Annotated in this window: 12 protein-coding genes; 8 read left to right on the top strand and 4 right to left on the bottom strand. The window is 59.4% G+C overall.

All coding sequences use genetic code 11. The features are described 5' to 3' along the window. Positions 1 to 3: 3 nt before the first annotated feature. The 5 genes from FFV09_RS04760 (at position 4) to FFV09_RS04740 (ending at position 7,850) form a co-directional block, all read left to right on the top strand. Positions 4 to 1,806 (top strand): cache domain-containing sensor histidine kinase, encoded by a 1,803-nt coding sequence (locus FFV09_RS04760; RefSeq protein ID WP_141446615.1) that lies wholly within the window; start codon positions 4 to 6, stop codon positions 1,804 to 1,806. Further along, positions 1,803 to 2,972: a response regulator transcription factor gene (locus tag FFV09_RS04755; protein WP_141446614.1), complete on the top strand. Its 1,170-nt coding sequence runs from the start codon at positions 1,803 to 1,805 to the stop codon at positions 2,970 to 2,972. Before FFV09_RS04760 ends, FFV09_RS04755 begins: the two co-directional genes overlap by 4 nt. A gap of 56 nt (positions 2,973 to 3,028) precedes the next feature. Further along, positions 3,029 to 6,712 (top strand): cadherin-like beta sandwich domain-containing protein, encoded by a 3,684-nt coding sequence (locus FFV09_RS24315; protein ID WP_141446613.1) that lies wholly within the window; start codon positions 3,029 to 3,031, stop codon positions 6,710 to 6,712. A gap of 148 nt (positions 6,713 to 6,860) precedes the next feature. Beyond that, entirely contained in the window at positions 6,861 to 7,343 is a 483-nt protein-coding gene (locus FFV09_RS04745; RefSeq protein ID WP_141446612.1) for a hypothetical protein, read from the top strand. Between the two features lie 129 nt (positions 7,344 to 7,472). Continuing rightward, positions 7,473 to 7,850 carry a PilZ domain-containing protein gene (locus FFV09_RS04740; protein ID WP_141446611.1) on the top strand — a complete coding sequence of 126 codons (378 nt, stop codon included), beginning with the start codon at positions 7,473 to 7,475 and terminating at the stop codon, positions 7,848 to 7,850. A 115-nt stretch (positions 7,851 to 7,965) separates the two neighbouring features. On the opposite strand, the gene FFV09_RS04735 is transcribed toward FFV09_RS04740, so the two are convergent. Both FFV09_RS04735 and FFV09_RS04730 read right to left on the bottom strand, forming a co-directional pair. Next, a complete protein-coding gene (locus FFV09_RS04735; protein ID WP_141446610.1) occupies positions 7,966 to 8,607 on the bottom strand; it encodes an RNA ligase family protein in 642 nt (213 codons plus the stop codon). Between the two features lie 53 nt (positions 8,608 to 8,660). Further along, positions 8,661 to 9,707, bottom strand: coding sequence for an AAA family ATPase (locus FFV09_RS04730; protein ID WP_246098473.1), 1,047 nt, complete (start codon positions 9,705 to 9,707; stop codon positions 8,661 to 8,663). 186 nt (positions 9,708 to 9,893) lie between these two features. On the opposite strand from FFV09_RS04730, the gene FFV09_RS04725 reads away from it, so the two are divergent. Next, positions 9,894 to 11,432: an alpha/beta hydrolase family protein gene (locus FFV09_RS04725; RefSeq protein WP_141446609.1), complete on the top strand. Its 1,539-nt coding sequence runs from the start codon at positions 9,894 to 9,896 to the stop codon at positions 11,430 to 11,432. 175 nt (positions 11,433 to 11,607) lie between these two features. Here FFV09_RS04725 and FFV09_RS04720 read toward each other — a convergent pair whose 3' ends face one another. Next, a complete protein-coding gene (locus FFV09_RS04720; protein WP_141446608.1) occupies positions 11,608 to 12,345 on the bottom strand; it encodes a cyclase family protein in 738 nt (245 codons plus the stop codon). 137 nt (positions 12,346 to 12,482) lie between these two features. On the opposite strand from FFV09_RS04720, the gene FFV09_RS04715 reads away from it, so the two are divergent. After that, positions 12,483 to 12,932, top strand: coding sequence for a hypothetical protein (locus FFV09_RS04715; protein ID WP_141446607.1), 450 nt, complete (start codon positions 12,483 to 12,485; stop codon positions 12,930 to 12,932). Between the two features lie 47 nt (positions 12,933 to 12,979). Further along, a complete protein-coding gene (locus FFV09_RS04710; RefSeq protein WP_141446606.1) occupies positions 12,980 to 14,260 on the top strand; it encodes a M20/M25/M40 family metallo-hydrolase in 1,281 nt (426 codons plus the stop codon). A gap of 259 nt (positions 14,261 to 14,519) precedes the next feature. Here the strand turns inward: FFV09_RS04710 and FFV09_RS04705 are convergent, their stop codons facing one another. Further along, positions 14,520 to 15,107 (bottom strand): methylated-DNA--[protein]-cysteine S-methyltransferase, encoded by a 588-nt coding sequence (locus FFV09_RS04705; protein ID WP_141446605.1) that lies wholly within the window; start codon positions 15,105 to 15,107, stop codon positions 14,520 to 14,522.

The following is a 15,107-nucleotide window of genomic DNA, read 5'->3' as shown; positions in this document are numbered from 1 at the left end:
GGCATGAGACGCGTACAGAAACGACTAAACACGATTTACGGCCGGCTGTTTCCGGTATTCCTGTTCAGCCTGCTCGGGCTTCTGCTGATCGTCAGCCTCGTCTATTACCAGCGGGCGACCGAGCAGGTTCGGGAGCAGGTCGGAACACTGGCCGAAAAAAATATGTCCCAGACGGTCTCCCTGTTCGAGCAGCTGCTGGACGGTTATGACAGCGTCACCAAGACGCTCAACAGCAACGGCGAATTGATGCGGCTGCTGCGCCAGTCGTATCCCGATACCGGTTCGAGCGCCCAGATCCAGGCGGAACGGCGGATTACCGACATTCTGGGCGCCATCTTCTATTCGCGCAGCGACATCGTGGGCATCCACGTGCTTGCGGACAGCGGCAAAGTGTACAGCTTCGTGCGTTCGACCGGCGCTTCCGTCCAGACGTACCCGGACAAGCCGTGGTTCGCGGAGCTGCGGCGCTCCACAGGCGATATTCGCTGGCTCGGCGTCTATCCGAAGTCGCTCATGAGCGGCTGGACAGACCGGCCCGTGTTCGCGTTCGGCCGCCAGGCGTTCGAGCTGGAAGGGCTGCAATCCGTCGGCTACGTGCTGATCGAGGTGGAAGCCGAAGCGATCTCGTCGGCGGTGTCGAACGCGAGCCTCGGGCAAAATACGCAGGTGGCGATACGGGACGCGGCAGGCACGGACATCATCCGGGCGGGAACCGAACGCGAAGCGTGGAAGTCTGTTCCCGCCAACTGGCCCGGCCGGCTGGAATCCGGCAGGATCCGTTCCTACGAAGGCGGCGACTGGCTGCTGACCGCGGCGGCGGTAGAGAAGACCGGCTGGACGATTCTGCGCGCTTCGCCGCAAAACGACCTCAAGCTGGAACTGCGCGAGACGCAGCAGTTTCTGCTGACGGTCATCGTGGCGCTGATCGTGGCGGCGACGATCTTGTCGACGATCGTCTCGCGTTCGTTCTCCCTGCCGTTCAAACGGCTGGCGCGCGAGATGAAGCAGGTCGAGACAGGCAATTTCAAAGGGCAGGTGCATATCGAGTCCTACCAGGAAATCAACGTGCTCGTCGGTTCGTTCAACCGGATGGTGCGGGAGATGGACGGGCTGATCGAAGGGATCAAGCAGGCTTCGATCAGCGAGAAGAACGCCCAGCTTCAGGCGCTGCAATCGCAGGTCAATCCGCATTTTCTGTTCAACACGCTGGACATGATCTACTGGATGCTCGACGAACGCGAAGACGACCGGCTGGAAGGCGTCATTCTGGCGCTGTCCAAAATGTTCCGCTACAGCAGCGACTGGGAAGAAGGCGCGAAAGTGCGGCTGCGGCTTGAGCTGGAACAGCTCAAGTCGTACCTGACGATCATCGAGACGCGGCTGGGCCGCCGCGTGCTGACGCAGATCGACGTGGAAGAACGGTGGCTGGATGCGCCCGTACCGAAGATGATTCTGCAGCCGATCGTCGAGAACGCGGTCAAATACGGACTCGAACCGCTGCGCGAAGGCGGCACGCTGCATATTTATTCCGAAGCCGATCCCGACCGCCTGCATATCGTGGTGGAAGACAACGGAACGGGTATCGAAGCGGCGACGCTTGGGCGGCTGCAGCGGCTGCTGGACGATCCGTCCGCGGCCGAACGGCACGTCGAAGGCGGACGCATCGGTATCGGGCTGCTCAACGTGCAGCGCCGCATCCGCCTGACGTACGGCGACGCTTATGGCATTACGATCCACAGCATCCCGGGAAGCGGGACAAAGGTCCGGGTGACCTTTCCGTTACCGGGCGAGGAGGGCTTGGTATGAACATACTCGTCGTGGACGACGAACCGATTATCCGCAGCGGAATCCAGCGCACGATCCAGCGAACTTTTCCGCAGCACAAAGTGATTCTCGCCGAAGGTCCGATCGATGCGGTCGAGCGGCTCAAAAGCGACCTGATCGACCTGGTTCTGACCGACGTGCTCATGCCGGGCATGAACGGGCTGGAACTGATGGAAGTGTCCCGCACGCTGCACCCGGATGCCAAATGGGTCGTCATCTCCGCGTACTCCGAATTCGAATATGCCAAAAAAGCGGTGCGGCTCGGCGCGCGGGATTACCTGCTCAAGCCGATCGGCAAAGACATTCTCGTCGAGCTGATCAAAAAGATGGGCGACGAAATCGAGGAAAGCAACGTGCGCGCCAAAGAAAGCCAGCTGCTCAAGCAGAACCTGCGCTTCCTGCGCGAAGCCGTCTTCGCCAGATGGGCGTCGGGCCTCGACCTCGGCGGAATCGATCTGGCTTCCTTCACCGAAGCGTATCCCGATTTCCATCTGCTGATGGTCCATGTGGAGAGCGACGCGGACACCAAACTGGAACATTTTATTGTGGAAAACGTGATGAACGAACTGATCGGCTCGTTCGGCCGGGGCTTCGTCGCGAGCATCGACGCCAAAAGCCTGCTCGGCCTCGTCAAGCTGGAGCGAAGCAGCCTCTCCGCGCTGAACGAAGAACTGCGCGGCTGCCTCAAGCGCTATCTCAAAAAGCCGTTCCAGCTGCTCGCTTCCGGCCGGATCGAAGATCCTTCGCGGGTGCCGGACGAAGTGCGCCTTATGCGCGAGACGTCCGAATATCAGGTGTACGACCATTACGCGAGCGGCGGCGAACAGGCTGTCGAAGTCGCGCTGCAGTACATCAAAGCGCGCTACGCGTCGGAACTGTCGCTGGAAAAAGTCGCTTCCGTCGTCTACCTGAACGCGGCTTACTTCAGCCAGCTGTTCAAGCAGAAGACCGGGCAGGGCTTCAAAGATTACGTCACGCAGATTCGCCTGGATCGCGCAATGGAGATGCTCGGCGAATCCGAGTTGAAGGTCGGCGATATCGCCGAACGGGTCGGCTACCCCGACGTGCGCCATTTTTCCCAGGTGTTCCGCAAAAAAATAGGCAGCACGCCGTCGGAATATCGGGAGCAGATGAAAAGCCGGTGTTGAGAAGAAAGGACCGCGAGGTCCTTTTTTTGTTCTTTATACATTTTTATGTTAGAAATATGTTTTTAATGGATAAAATAAATAGAGAATGGAAAATTAACGCTGGAAGGGGAAGTGGGCGGATGGCAAAGAACAACCAAGCGTCATGGCTTCGTCGTGCTTTTATGATTGTGTTGGGTTTGGTGCTAATTGCCTCGTCGGCAGCATGGCCGGTCGGGGTTAATCGTGCGTCGGCGCAGTTGGGGCAATCTTGGGTGAATTATTCCAATAGTCAGTACGGGATGCTTGAAGATGTCGATTACGGAAATGGCGTATGGGTAGCTGTAGGTCAGAACGGTACGGTAATCAGATCGACAGACGCTGTTAGATGGGAACGTGTGCAAGGCATTGAAAACGGGCAAGGAGCGTTGGAGGGAAGGAGTTTTTACGGCATTCAGTATTTGAATGGAATATGGATTGCGGTCGGAGAGTCGGGAATCATCTATACTTCGACAGATGGACAAGCTTGGATCAACAGACACCAAAGCAATAACGGTCCAGCTTTACGTGCCATAAGCTTAGGGAAAAATGAAGGCGGTGGTCCTCTTTACGTAGCGGTTGGAGAAGGAGAAGAGTATTTCACTTCCGCTAACGGACTGAATTGGAATGCCGGATTTCTTTCTTCGAATTGGGGATTGACAGACATTGCTTACGGAAACGGACGTTTCCTTGCCATCTCGGATCAACAACCGGGTGAACTGACTACGGTATTTGAGTCGGTTTACGGAGAACCGTTTACGGATACGACGGAATTTCCGGAAAGGGTATCCTCTCTCATTTTTACGGACGACCAGTTCGCAGCCACAAGCGCGAATTCCAACAGAATTTATTTTGCTGCTAACGGACTAAATTGGACTTCGGAGGAAGTCGGACCGGATTCCCAATTTTATCATTTCAGGGATGCGGACTACGATAGCACGTTGGATGAACTCACCTTGATTGGAAGAGGGCTGAATGAGCAGGGCCTGGCTTACGGAAGAATTGGTAATAACGGCTGGGTTACGGAAGAAATCAACAGCTTTAATCTTTTGAATGCCGTCGCCATAAATAGCACGAATGCCGTAGCGGTAGGTAACAACGGGAGTCTATTCGTCAAAGGCGTAAAACCGTCGACCGACAATACTCTCTTATCGCTGGAACTTTCAGGAGCGACTTTAACGGACGGAGCCTTTGCTTCGGATCGTTTTTCTTACTTAGCCTCTGCTGAAAGCCGCGCAACCAGCGTAACCGTCACAGCGCGAACGAATTACGAAGGTGCAGCTCTTGAGATCAACGGGTTCAAAGCAACGAGCGGACAAGCTTTTCCTGTCGCTTTAAACGGACCCGGACAAGTGACTGCCGTCTCGATTAAAGTGACCCCCCAAGATCCATCCGCATCTCCGCAAGTATACACCGTGAATATTCAACAAAAAGACGATTCGGGATTGAGCGCTTTGACTATGGACAAAGGCATGTTATATCCTGCATTTTCTAACACGCGCATGAATTATCGTGCGGAAGTGAATAGTGAAGTCGATACGGTTCGTATAACTCCAACAGCAGTGAATACAGAGTCCGATATTCGCTTAACGATTAACGACGGGCCGGAAGTACAGGCGGCTTCCGGGGTTTCTTCCGAGATTCCGCTGCGAGAAGGAGAAAATCAGATCGCAATAAAAGTAACTTCTCCTTTCACCAACGTTCCGAATCCCAAAATCTATTTCATCTACGTGTTCCGGGAGCCGAGCGCCTATCTGCAAAATCTTGAAGTCGACGCAGGCGAGCTGCGGCCGGTCTTCAAGCGTGACGTGAACGAATACAACGTTTATGTCACCCCTGATACGAACAAAATCGAAATCAGGCCTACCGCCGAAAGCGAGAGAGCCGTTATTACGGTGAACGGACAACAGACGGTCAGCGGCAGCGTCTACACGGCGCAGCTTCAGGAAGGCCCGAACGACATTCGCATCGTCGTCACCAACGACAGCCTGCCTCCCGCGCGGATGAAGTCAGGCGAAGCGAACGTTCTTGCCGTGCAGAACCAACAAGTCTATACGGTCGTCGTACACCGCGCGGCCCGCGAACCGAATGCGCGGTTGGCCAATCTGGCGATCGATCCGGGAACGCTTGCTCCCGCGTTTGATCCCGAGCGGACCGATTATACGGCTACCGTGACGAACGACGTGTACAATCTGGAAGTGGCGGCGAGTGCGATCGATCCCGAAGCCGTCGTCACGGTCCGGGGCAGCGCGATCGAAGAAGGCAGCGCCCGTATCGTGCCTCTGACGGTCGGAGCGAACGAGATCGACGTCGTCGTGAACGCAGGCGGCGAAACGACGCGGACGTACAAGATTACGGTGACGCGCCAAGCGGCTGCGGTCGATCCGGGACCGGGTCCGGTCATCCCGATCCCCGATTTCACGCCGACACCGACACCAACGCCAACGACGCCGGCACCAACGACGCCGACGACTCCGGCCGACGGCCTGGAAGTCATCGTGAACGGTCAGCCGACGACGATCGTCGCGACGGGCGGCACGTCCCAGTCGAACGGCCAGACGGTCTTCACCGCGACGATCGACACGGCTCGCCTGGCGGCGCAGCTGACGAGCGGCGGTGCCAACCAGAGCGTGATCATTCCGGTCCGCACGCAAGCGGATCGCGTCATCGCGACGCTGACCGGCGAAGCGGTCAACCTGCTGGGCAGCAATCAGGCGACGCTGCGCCTCGAAACGCCACTCGGCAACTACACGCTGCCTTCTTCGCAGCTCCGTCTGAGCGCGGCCGCAGGCACGCTCGGCACGCCGGCGGATTCCGCCGATCTGGACGTGAATATCACGATCCAGGCCAGCGGCGCAGACGTGCAAAATGCGCTTTCGCAGGCAGCGGCCAGCGAAGGATTCACTTCCGTGTCGACGCCGCTCGACTTCATGATCACCGCTTCGAACGGCGAGCGAAACGTTGAAGTCAACAATTTCACGCAGTACGTGGAGCGCGAGATTCCGATTCCGGCCGGCATCGATCCGAATCGGATCACGACCGGCGTCGTCATCGAACCGAACGGTACGGTTCGCCATGTACCGACAGCCGTTACTCAGACGGGCGGCACGTATTATGCCGAAGTCAACAGCCTGACGAACAGCAGCTACGTGCTGATCTGGAATCCGGAACAATTCGCGGACGTGGCCGGCAAATGGTCGCAAAGCGCCGTAAATGACATGGCTTCGCGCCTCGTCGTCAACGGAGTCGGCGAAGATCGCTTCAATCCGGAAGGCGCGGTCACGCGCGCCGAATTCGCGGCTATTCTGGTCCGCGCGCTCGGACTGCCGGGCACGCTGCAGACGGCCGGATTCAGCGATGTCGCTTCCGGGCAGTGGTACGCCGAAGCGGCGGCGACCGCCGACCAATACGGGTTGATCGCCGGTTATCCGGACGGAACGTTCCGTCCGAACGCGACGATTACCCGCCAGGAAGCTTTTACGGTATTGAACCGCGCGGCGCAGATCGCTCCGCTTCGCCTGCCGGGTACCGGCAGCGAACTCGGCAGCTACCGCGACCGCGCAGACGTGGCCGACTGGGCCACAGACGCGGCCGAGTCGCTGCTTGCCGCCGGGCTGGTCGAAGGCAGCGGCGGATGGCTCCGTCCGGAAGCGACCTTGTCGCGTGCCGAATCGGCCGCCGTCGCGCAGCGCCTGCTGCGCCAGGCTTCTTTGATCGATCAATAAGGCAGAGCAAGGCCAAGCAAGTCGAATAGACGAGTTCAACCAAGACTCCGGTTCTCCCGTCTCAGGGGAGCCGGAGTTTTTGGAGTTTTCGGACGGATACACCGAACGCTTCTATTGTGTTAGCATGGAAATATAAGGAGGGGATAGAATGAGTAAAATGAGAACCGAGCAAAAACGCGATATGGCTTGGACGATCGGGGGGTACTCGTTCATTTTGATCTTTTTTATCGTATTGAACCCCGGACCCAATGACATCCTGATTTTTATCATCGTCAGCAATGTCGTCGGATTGATCGTGTCCCTGGTCAAAATACGTACTGAGGAGACCAGCCGCGAGCGGTTCGTGCGCAAGCGCGAGGAGAACGGACCTCCGGGCTTCTGGCGGGGAACGCTGTCGGAGAGCGGACGCGTGTTCAGTACCTTTTTCGTCGGCCTGATGGTGTTTGCGCTGCTGTTATATCTAACGGAAGGGACGAATCTGCTTCGGACGCTGATCGACCAGTCGCTGGGTACGATCGGCCGGATGGCGCTTATTCTCGTGATTGCGTCGTTCCTGATCGGGGCGGTATTCCACGGCAAAAGCGAGGAGCGTTACGAACGAATCAAGCAAAAATGGGAGAGCGCGGAATAGGCTCTCTTTTTTTGCGCCCATATCCAAGATAACGCTTACAAAAAAGGCGCAGCTGGATGACTCTTCATTTTCCACAGCCGACAGCCGATGAAAAGGAAAACACACTTGGGAAAAAATGGAGGTTTGAATATGGCCGGCAATCGCAGAAAAGCGCCGTTTCGTTATGTATTGGACAAGCCGATCGAGTTCGAATTGTATATCGTCAGCCTGAATTTCACGTCCGCGCCGAAAAAGCCGGTCTTCGCGCAGATGCACGATATCAGCCGCTCGGGCTGCCTCGTCTCGCTGCCGCTGGAAATTCCCGTCGGAAAAAATCGGATTCGCGTCGCGCTCGATTTCGTGCTGAACGAGCAGCCGCTGCATTTCGAAGGACTGTTGAAATGGAACAAGGAAGAAGAAGGACGTCATTACTACGGGGTAGAAATGGAAGTGCCGGACGAAGAAAAAGATCGATTGCAGTTGGAACTGCGGGGACTGGCGGGGGCGAACCGGATTCGGGTGATGTAAGGACAGGCAGGGCGGAAGATTTGGATATGCGTTCGCTCGGGATTACATGGGACTCGCTCCTTTCAAAAAGGCTAGAGATAAGTTGAACTAAGGGATCGGGAGTTCAGCCGCGGATTTACCGCGTCGGCTTCGACAATTCGTTCGGTTCGACGGGGCGGCTCAGCCAGTGCTCGTCTGTCCGGACGTGGTTTTGGCGCACGAATTTGGCCAGGCTGCTTTTGAACTGATCATAGGCAAAAGAATTCGCTGTGCGTACGACGTATCCTTCCTGTTCGCCGCCGCAGTTCGACAGACCGGTGTGGCAGCGTCTGACCGCCCGCTCGTCCCAGATTCCCCGGTACAGCACCGGCACGGTCGGGATGCGAAGCTCGTTCGCGAGCCGCTCCGTATCGTCCCACGACAGGCAGACATTGCGTTCGTTCCAGACGGAGAAAAGCATGAAATACCCCGGCAGCGCTTCGTATTTGATCGAATGCTTCGCGTACGTATTTTCCCCGCATAACCGCCAGCCTGCCGGAATAAGGTGACGAAGGCTTCCGTGCAGCGTTTTGACGTAATGCCTGGACGAGTGGTCTTTGCTGTCAAGCGAACGGGCATTGATAGAGTCCGGGTACATCGTCGTGTTTTCCCCGTCCATTTTCTCCGTTACGACCACTTCCTGTCCGATAAAATGCGCCGTGTCCCGCAATATTTTGTCGTCGTCCGTATAGCTTCTGGACCAGGGCAGATGCATCGTTTTCGGATATTTGATTTTCATGGAATCGCCTCGCTTCGTTGTGCTTGGTCATGCGATGAGGTTCGCGGCCGCGATTATTTGCCGAACGTATCGGCTTCCGCGAACAAATACATGCGGGCGAGCATCTCGCCGCCCAACAGGTGATAGAGATTCGAAGCGCCGGCGTCTCCGCCGTGCAGAATCTCCATATGGGTCTCGATCCGCGCGGTCACGTCGAGCACGAAGTCGTCGCCGTATCCGAGCGCCTTCAGCAGATGGCAGCCGATCGAAGCGGATACGTGCTCGTGCCCGAAGTACGAATAATGTCCGCGGGCTTCTTTCCACACTTGGCAGAACGGTTTGCCGATGTCGTGCAGCAGCGCCGTCCACTGCATCTCAAGCCGGTCTTCTTCGCCGTAAAAAGCGTTCACGTATTCCAGCACCGCGTACGTATGCTGGGACAGCGTGCGACTGTGATACGGATTGCCCTGATCGTAGCCGAGCATGCGGGCAAACGACGGGACAGCCGACAGTTCGGCAAACAGTTCGTCATGGCCGGCTTCCTGCCGCAGCAGCGTTTCCAGCTTGAGGCGCAGCTCGTTGCCCTGCGATTGCGATCCGCTTGGGACGTTCGCGCCATCATCGGGCAGCGCCACAGCTTGTCCGTACAGCGCTTCCGCGTCCGGCATATGCACGAGACGCACTTCGGCGAAGCCTTCGCCGGGCAGCGGAAACTGAAGATTCTTCGCGTATTTGGCCAGAATCTTGTCGTCGAGCTTGCGCTTGCGGCCCGAGATGCGCCGCTGCGCCGTCTCGTACAGCGTATCGAGCACATGGCATTCGACGCGTTCATCGGCAAATCGCTTCAGAAACTTCGCGCGCCGGTCGCGATCGACGTTGGTCGCATCGAAGATGACCGTGCGCCCCGCCGCCAAAGCCGCTTCAATCTCCCGGAACGCCTCGTCAAAGATGACGTAGGTGTTTTTTTGCCGCGTTTCGCCGCCGAACAGCTTCAGCCGGACCGCGTCCGTCGAGACGATGACGCCCCGGACCGCGCTGGCCAGCTCTCGGGCGTAGACGCTTTTGCCGCTGCCGGGGATGCCGACCAGCATGTGGAGCGCTGCCTTCGGATTCATGTTCATCGGGTATTTCACCTCCTTTCGCGGGAGGACCCGATTCCCATTATACGCCGAATCCGCCGAGCGGAACAGTCCGGGCGGCAGCGGGATTCGAGACCGGCCTCCTGCACTCTTTTTATAATACGATTGTATTAATTAAAGATTTGTGTTTATAATACGATTGTGTCATAAAAGAAAAGGAGGCTGTCCATGAGAGAAGGAGAGATGCTGCTGGCGGCAGTGAACGGGATCATCCTGCTGCTGCTTCTGTCCGGGCGCCTGCGCGGGGCAGCGGCGAATATCGCGGCAGCCGCGGGATCGGGGATCGTACTGCTGCTGCATCTGGGGCTTGAAGGGCCGAGATGGGAAATGATCCCGCTGTACGCCATGATCCTGCTGCCGCTGTCGAGCTTACGCGGGGTTCGCCGTCGTCGGCGCAAAAGGGTGCGGCTGTCGATCGGTGCGGCGGCGCTGCTGTATGCAGCGGGAGCGATTCTGCTGCCGATCGCGCTGCCGGTGTTCGTGTTCGAGCCGCTTGCGGGGCCTTACCGCGTAGGCACGGCGACGTACGTCTGGACAGACGTCTCGCGCAGGCAGGTGCACGCGGACGAGGCCGGCAAGCGGCGGAAGCTGTTGGTGCAGTTCTGGTACCCGGCCGAGGCAAAAGCTTCCGGCCCGGCTGCGCCGTACCTGCAGCATCCGCATCTATTCGCGCAGGCGCTGGGCGGACACGAAGGCGTACCGGCGCTGCTGTTCGACAGTATGCGGCTGGTACGCACGCGTGCACTCGAACATGCGCCGCTGTCCGGCGCGCAGGCGCGGTATCCCGTCATCGTGTATTCGCACGGCAACCGCGGCTGGAGCGGCCAAAGTACGTTCCTGACCGAACAGCTCGCTTCGCAGGGGTATATCGTCGTCGGGATCGAGCATGCCGGCGGTACGAACGTCACCATGTTCCCGGACGGAGAAGTGATGCCGTTCTACGCCGATGCGGGAACGACGCTCGACAACGGGGCGTTCGACCGGCTGACGGACGACGTCTGGGTGCCGGACGTGAAGTTCGTGCTGGATCGGCTGGAAGAGCTGGACGGAAGAAAGAGAACAGGGGGCGGAATCGGGGAGCCTGGGGAGGCGCGGGCCGGGTTGAGGTCTTCTAGTGCCGCATCGGACAGCTCCGCCGGGCAGGGCGAAATGGCCGGAGCGGCGGAGCGATTTGGCGGCCGGCTCGATCTGGAGCGGGCGGGCATCGTCGGGTATTCGCTGGGCGGCGCGGCCGCGGCGCAGCTGCTGCTCGGCGACGACCGGCTGCGGGCCGGCATCGATATGGATGGCGGCTTGTACGGGTCGCTGCGCGCGCCGCGGGGCTTCGACCGGCCGTTTATGCTCATGAGCGCGGACCGCACATTCCGTGCGGAGGCCATGAGCGACGAAGCGTTGGCGCAAATCGGCGCTTCCCGGTCCGAATACGACGATACCGTCGGCGAACTGCTGGAACGTCAGGCCCAGGCGGCGGCCGGAGGCAATTACAGGTTGACGCTCCCAAATACCGACCATACCAGCTTCTCCGACGCGCCGCTGTATTCACCTCTGCTGTCGGCCGCATCCGGTCTGGACGCGCGCGGAGCGCATGAGGTGATCCGTGTCTATACGGTAGCTTTTTTTGACAAGTATCTGAAAGGGGAAAAAGTGGAGCAGCCTGCTCTCGAAGCGGGAACGGAGGGCGATTACAAGCTGATCCAAGGTCCATAAAAGGCCAAGACGGGAGCATCACGGAAAAAAGGAAGACAGCAGCGCAAAAGCAGCCGGGTCCGTAAGGACGAGCGGCTGCTTTTCGGTATTTCGGCATTTTGGTATTCCGGTATTCGGACGTTCAGGCGTTCGGACATTCAGGTATTCGGATATGCGGGATGACCCCAGCTTCCGCTCAGGGCAGGATGGCAAAAGACCGTACCGGGAACCCCGACGCTTTTTCCGCTTTGGGCACGATATTGAAGATGACCGCACCCGTAGGCGGCACAAGGTCCAGATTGTTCAGCAGCTCGACCTGGTACACGTCTTGGTCCAGCACGTAATATTCGCCGAGCAGCGCGCCGTTGCGGGCATAATCCGCGGCGGAGTCCGTGTCGAACGTCTCGTGGCCGACGGCCTGGACGCCGCGCTGCCGCAGCAGCAGTTCCAGTGCTTCGACCGACCAGCCCGGTGCATGGCTGCGGCCGTCCGCGTCCTTGTTCTCGAACGCGCCCTGGCTCGGCCAGCGCTTGCTCCAATCGGTGCGCAGGGCGACGAAGCTGTCGGGCGGAATGCGGCCGTGCTGCGCTTCGAACGCTTCGATGTCTGCCGCGCTCAGCGTATAATCGGCATCCGCCGCCGCTTCGGCCGATTTGTCGATCACGATCAGCGGCAGCACCAGCTCTTTCAGTTCCAGTTCGTCGAGATAACGCGCGTCCCGCACGAAATGGATGGGAGCGTCGAGATGCGTGCCGTACTGGCCGGGCAAATGGAAACGCTGGGCGAAAAAGCCGTCGTCGTGCGTGAACAGCGTCTCGAACTGCGCCGGCTCGAACGCCGCGAAGCGCGGAGAGTCCGGTCCGAACGTGTGGGTCAGGTCGATCCATTTCTTTTCCTTGAGCAGTTTGAGCGCGCCGAGCAGATCGTTGGTCATGGTGGCCCACCTCGTTTTCTGTTTTTAATCGTTTATTATAGAGGCAGCCGGATAGCGAAAACAAGGTTACGTTCGGAATCGGCTTATGATAACATGGGAATTAATGCTTAACGAGGAAAGAATGAAGGAGGAACGAGATGGATTTTGACAAAAAAACACGGTTCGGGATCGGCTCGGTTCTGCTGGTCATTCTGATCTTCGTGCCTTTGAAAATCGAGATCGGTTACATGGGTATGTACTACGCGGTTTTGGCTCTGCTGGCGATATGGGGAGCGATTCACTTTTTTGGCGAAAAACGGATCGAAGAACGCTTTTTCCGGAACTGGGAGCGCAAGAAGGCCAAGCCGAAAGTGCGGGTCATCCTGATCGAAGGGATCAAAGCTTTTGTGTACATGCTGGGGCTGGTCGTCTTTGGCCAAATTATCGTGGATGGACGCGAACCGCACGAACTGCTGCAAAACATGCCGTTCGGCGCTCAAATCGGTGTCCTCGCCATGCTGGCCGGGTTCGGCCTCATCGTCGGCTTCATGAATTTTTTTGAGAAAAATCGCAGATACGACCGGCTCTACGGCAAGTTTTACAAATAAACGGCGCAAGCCTCAATCCATGTACCCGCAGAGGAGGATTTCCTGTCATGACCGAAATCGCCGGAGCTTCCAAAGTCCGCCTATCCGACACGACGACCCGCGTCTTCGAACGCCTGACGGCAGATCCGGCGGTCCGCCGCGCGTTCGAGTTTCTTGAAGCGGACAACGACCGCACGACCGACGAGCAGATTGAGCTGACCGAGATCGAAGCGCCGACGTTCGAAGAAGGGGAGAAAGGGCGCGCTTTCGCCCGTAAACTGTCCGATCTGGGCCTTGAACAGGTCAAGACCGACGAAGTCGGCAACGTGTTCGGCGTCCGGCGCGGCCGGGGCACGGGTCCGGCGCTCGCCGTCTGCGCGCATCTCGACACGGTGTTTCCGCGCGGGACGGTCGTCAAAGCGCGGCGCGAAGGCAGCCGTATCTACGCGCCGGGCATCGCCGACGACGGCCGCGGGCTGGCGTCCGTGCTGACGCTGCTGCGCGCGCTCAACGAAGCCGGACTGGTCACCGAAGGGGACCTCGTGATCGGCGCGACCGTCGGCGAAGAAGGGCTCGGCGACCTGCGCGGCGTCAAAGCGCTGTTCGCCGCCCGCGACGATCTCGACGGATTCATCTCGATCGAGCCGGGCGCGCCGGACCGGATCACGTATCTTGCGGCCGGCAGCAAGCGCTACAAGATCGTGTTCCGCGGCCCGGGCGGGCACAGCTTCGGCAGCTTCGGCACGCCGAGCCCGATCCATGCCCTCGGCCGCGCGATAGGCAAGATCGCCGATCTGGAAGTGCCGCACGAACCGAAAACAACGTTCAATATCGGCGTGATCGAAGGCGGCACGTCGGTCAATACGATCGCCGAGACGGCGGGCATGATCGTCGATATGCGTTCGACTTCGCAGGAGCGGCTGGAGCGGCTCGAAGCCGACGTGCTGGAGCTGATCCGCCGCGCGGCGCAGGCTGAGAACGATCGCTGGCGGCGTCCGAACGCGATTACGACGCTCGTCGAACGCGTCGGCGATCGCCCGGCGGGCTTCCAGCGGTCCGACAGCGAGATCGTGCAGGCGGCGGCCGGAGCGGGTCTTGCGATGGGCTTCCGTCCAATTCTGGAAGGAGCCAGCAGCACCGACGCCAACATCCCGATTCATCTCGGCATCCCGGCCGTGACGCTCGGCGGCGGCGGCGATTTCGGCGGCGCGCATACGCTGAACGAATACTACGACCCGACGGCTGCGCATCTCGGCGTGCAGAAGATTTTGCTGACGCTGCTCGGGCTGGTCGGACTGGCGGAGACGACCGAGCCGCTGCTGCCGCGCAGAAACGCCGATCCGGCGTGAGCGCTGCCCTTTCGTGAGCGGTGTCATGTGGAGTCGAGCGGTCTGGCGCTAAAAGAAAAGGCTGCCCCGGAGTCGCGATATGCGACCGGGGCAGCCTTTTTCGGCGCGAACGGACAGAGGCGGTCGCCGGGCATCGGCACTCGAAAGCGAAGCTCCAAGGCGGCTTGGGCGGCGGCGCGCCGAAACTTCCGAAACCGTCGTTCCAGCTGCCAGAACGGAAGGTCGCGGCGCCGGCAAGTTCGCCGGCCGCCTATTCGCTTCAGTCGGCGTATCGGGCTTCGTGCCGCAGCAGCCATTCTTTGCGCCACAGGCCGCCGGCGTAGCCGGTCAGCTTGCCGCCGGAGCCGATGATGCGATGGCACGGCAGCACGATCGTCAGTTTGTTGCGGCCGTTGGCCGAGCCGACGGCGCGTACGGCGCGTTCGCTGCCGACCGCGATCGCTAGGTCTTTGTACGACCGGGACGTCGCATAGGGCACGGCGGCAAGTTCCGCCCAGACGGCGCGTTGGAACGTCGTGCCGGCGAACACGTACGGGAAATCGAACGTCTTGCGTTCGCCGCGGAAATATTCGTCGAGCTGCAGACGGCACTGCCGCAGCGCGGCGGGGATGCCGGCATCTTCGGCATCGTGCTGCGCGCCCTGCAGCGAGGCGTGCACAAACGGATTGGACTCCGGCCAGCCTTCCGGCATGGCCGTGTCGGCGAACAGGATCGAAGAGACGGCTTCGTCGGTGCCTTCGATCCGGATCTCGCCGAGCGGCGACAGATAGGTCAGGCGATGCACGGCCGCGGCGGCCGGCAGAGTCGTGGACGCCGGCGGCGCCAAAGCGGGTTGGGTTCTACTCAT

The organism is Saccharibacillus brassicae, from assembly GCF_006542275.1.
Taxonomy (GTDB): Bacteria; Bacillota; Bacilli; order Paenibacillales; family Paenibacillaceae; genus Saccharibacillus; species Saccharibacillus brassicae.
Note: the sequence above shows the minus strand (reverse complement) of the source record. Positions and strands in the feature narration are given on the sequence as shown.

Coding starts and splice junctions, on each gene's coding strand:
- FFV09_RS04760 (WP_141446615.1), top strand. CDS start 4: ATGAGACGCGTACAGAAACGACTAAACACGATTTACGGCCGGCTGTTT.
- FFV09_RS04755 (WP_141446614.1), top strand. CDS start 1,803: ATGAACATACTCGTCGTGGACGACGAACCGATTATCCGCAGCGGAATC.
- FFV09_RS24315 (WP_141446613.1), top strand. CDS start 3,029: ATGTTTTTAATGGATAAAATAAATAGAGAATGGAAAATTAACGCTGGA.
- FFV09_RS04745 (WP_141446612.1), top strand. CDS start 6,861: ATGAGTAAAATGAGAACCGAGCAAAAACGCGATATGGCTTGGACGATC.
- FFV09_RS04740 (WP_141446611.1), top strand. CDS start 7,473: ATGGCCGGCAATCGCAGAAAAGCGCCGTTTCGTTATGTATTGGACAAG.
- FFV09_RS04735 (WP_141446610.1), bottom strand. CDS start 8,607: ATGAAAATCAAATATCCGAAAACGATGCATCTGCCCTGGTCCAGAAGC.
- FFV09_RS04730 (WP_246098473.1), bottom strand. CDS start 9,707: ATGAACATGAATCCGAAGGCAGCGCTCCACATGCTGGTCGGCATCCCC.
- FFV09_RS04725 (WP_141446609.1), top strand. CDS start 9,894: ATGAGAGAAGGAGAGATGCTGCTGGCGGCAGTGAACGGGATCATCCTG.
- FFV09_RS04720 (WP_141446608.1), bottom strand. CDS start 12,345: ATGACCAACGATCTGCTCGGCGCGCTCAAACTGCTCAAGGAAAAGAAA.
- FFV09_RS04715 (WP_141446607.1), top strand. CDS start 12,483: ATGGATTTTGACAAAAAAACACGGTTCGGGATCGGCTCGGTTCTGCTG.
- FFV09_RS04710 (WP_141446606.1), top strand. CDS start 12,980: ATGACCGAAATCGCCGGAGCTTCCAAAGTCCGCCTATCCGACACGACG.
- FFV09_RS04705 (WP_141446605.1), bottom strand. CDS start 15,107: ATGAGTAGAACCCAACCCGCTTTGGCGCCGCCGGCGTCCACGACTCTG.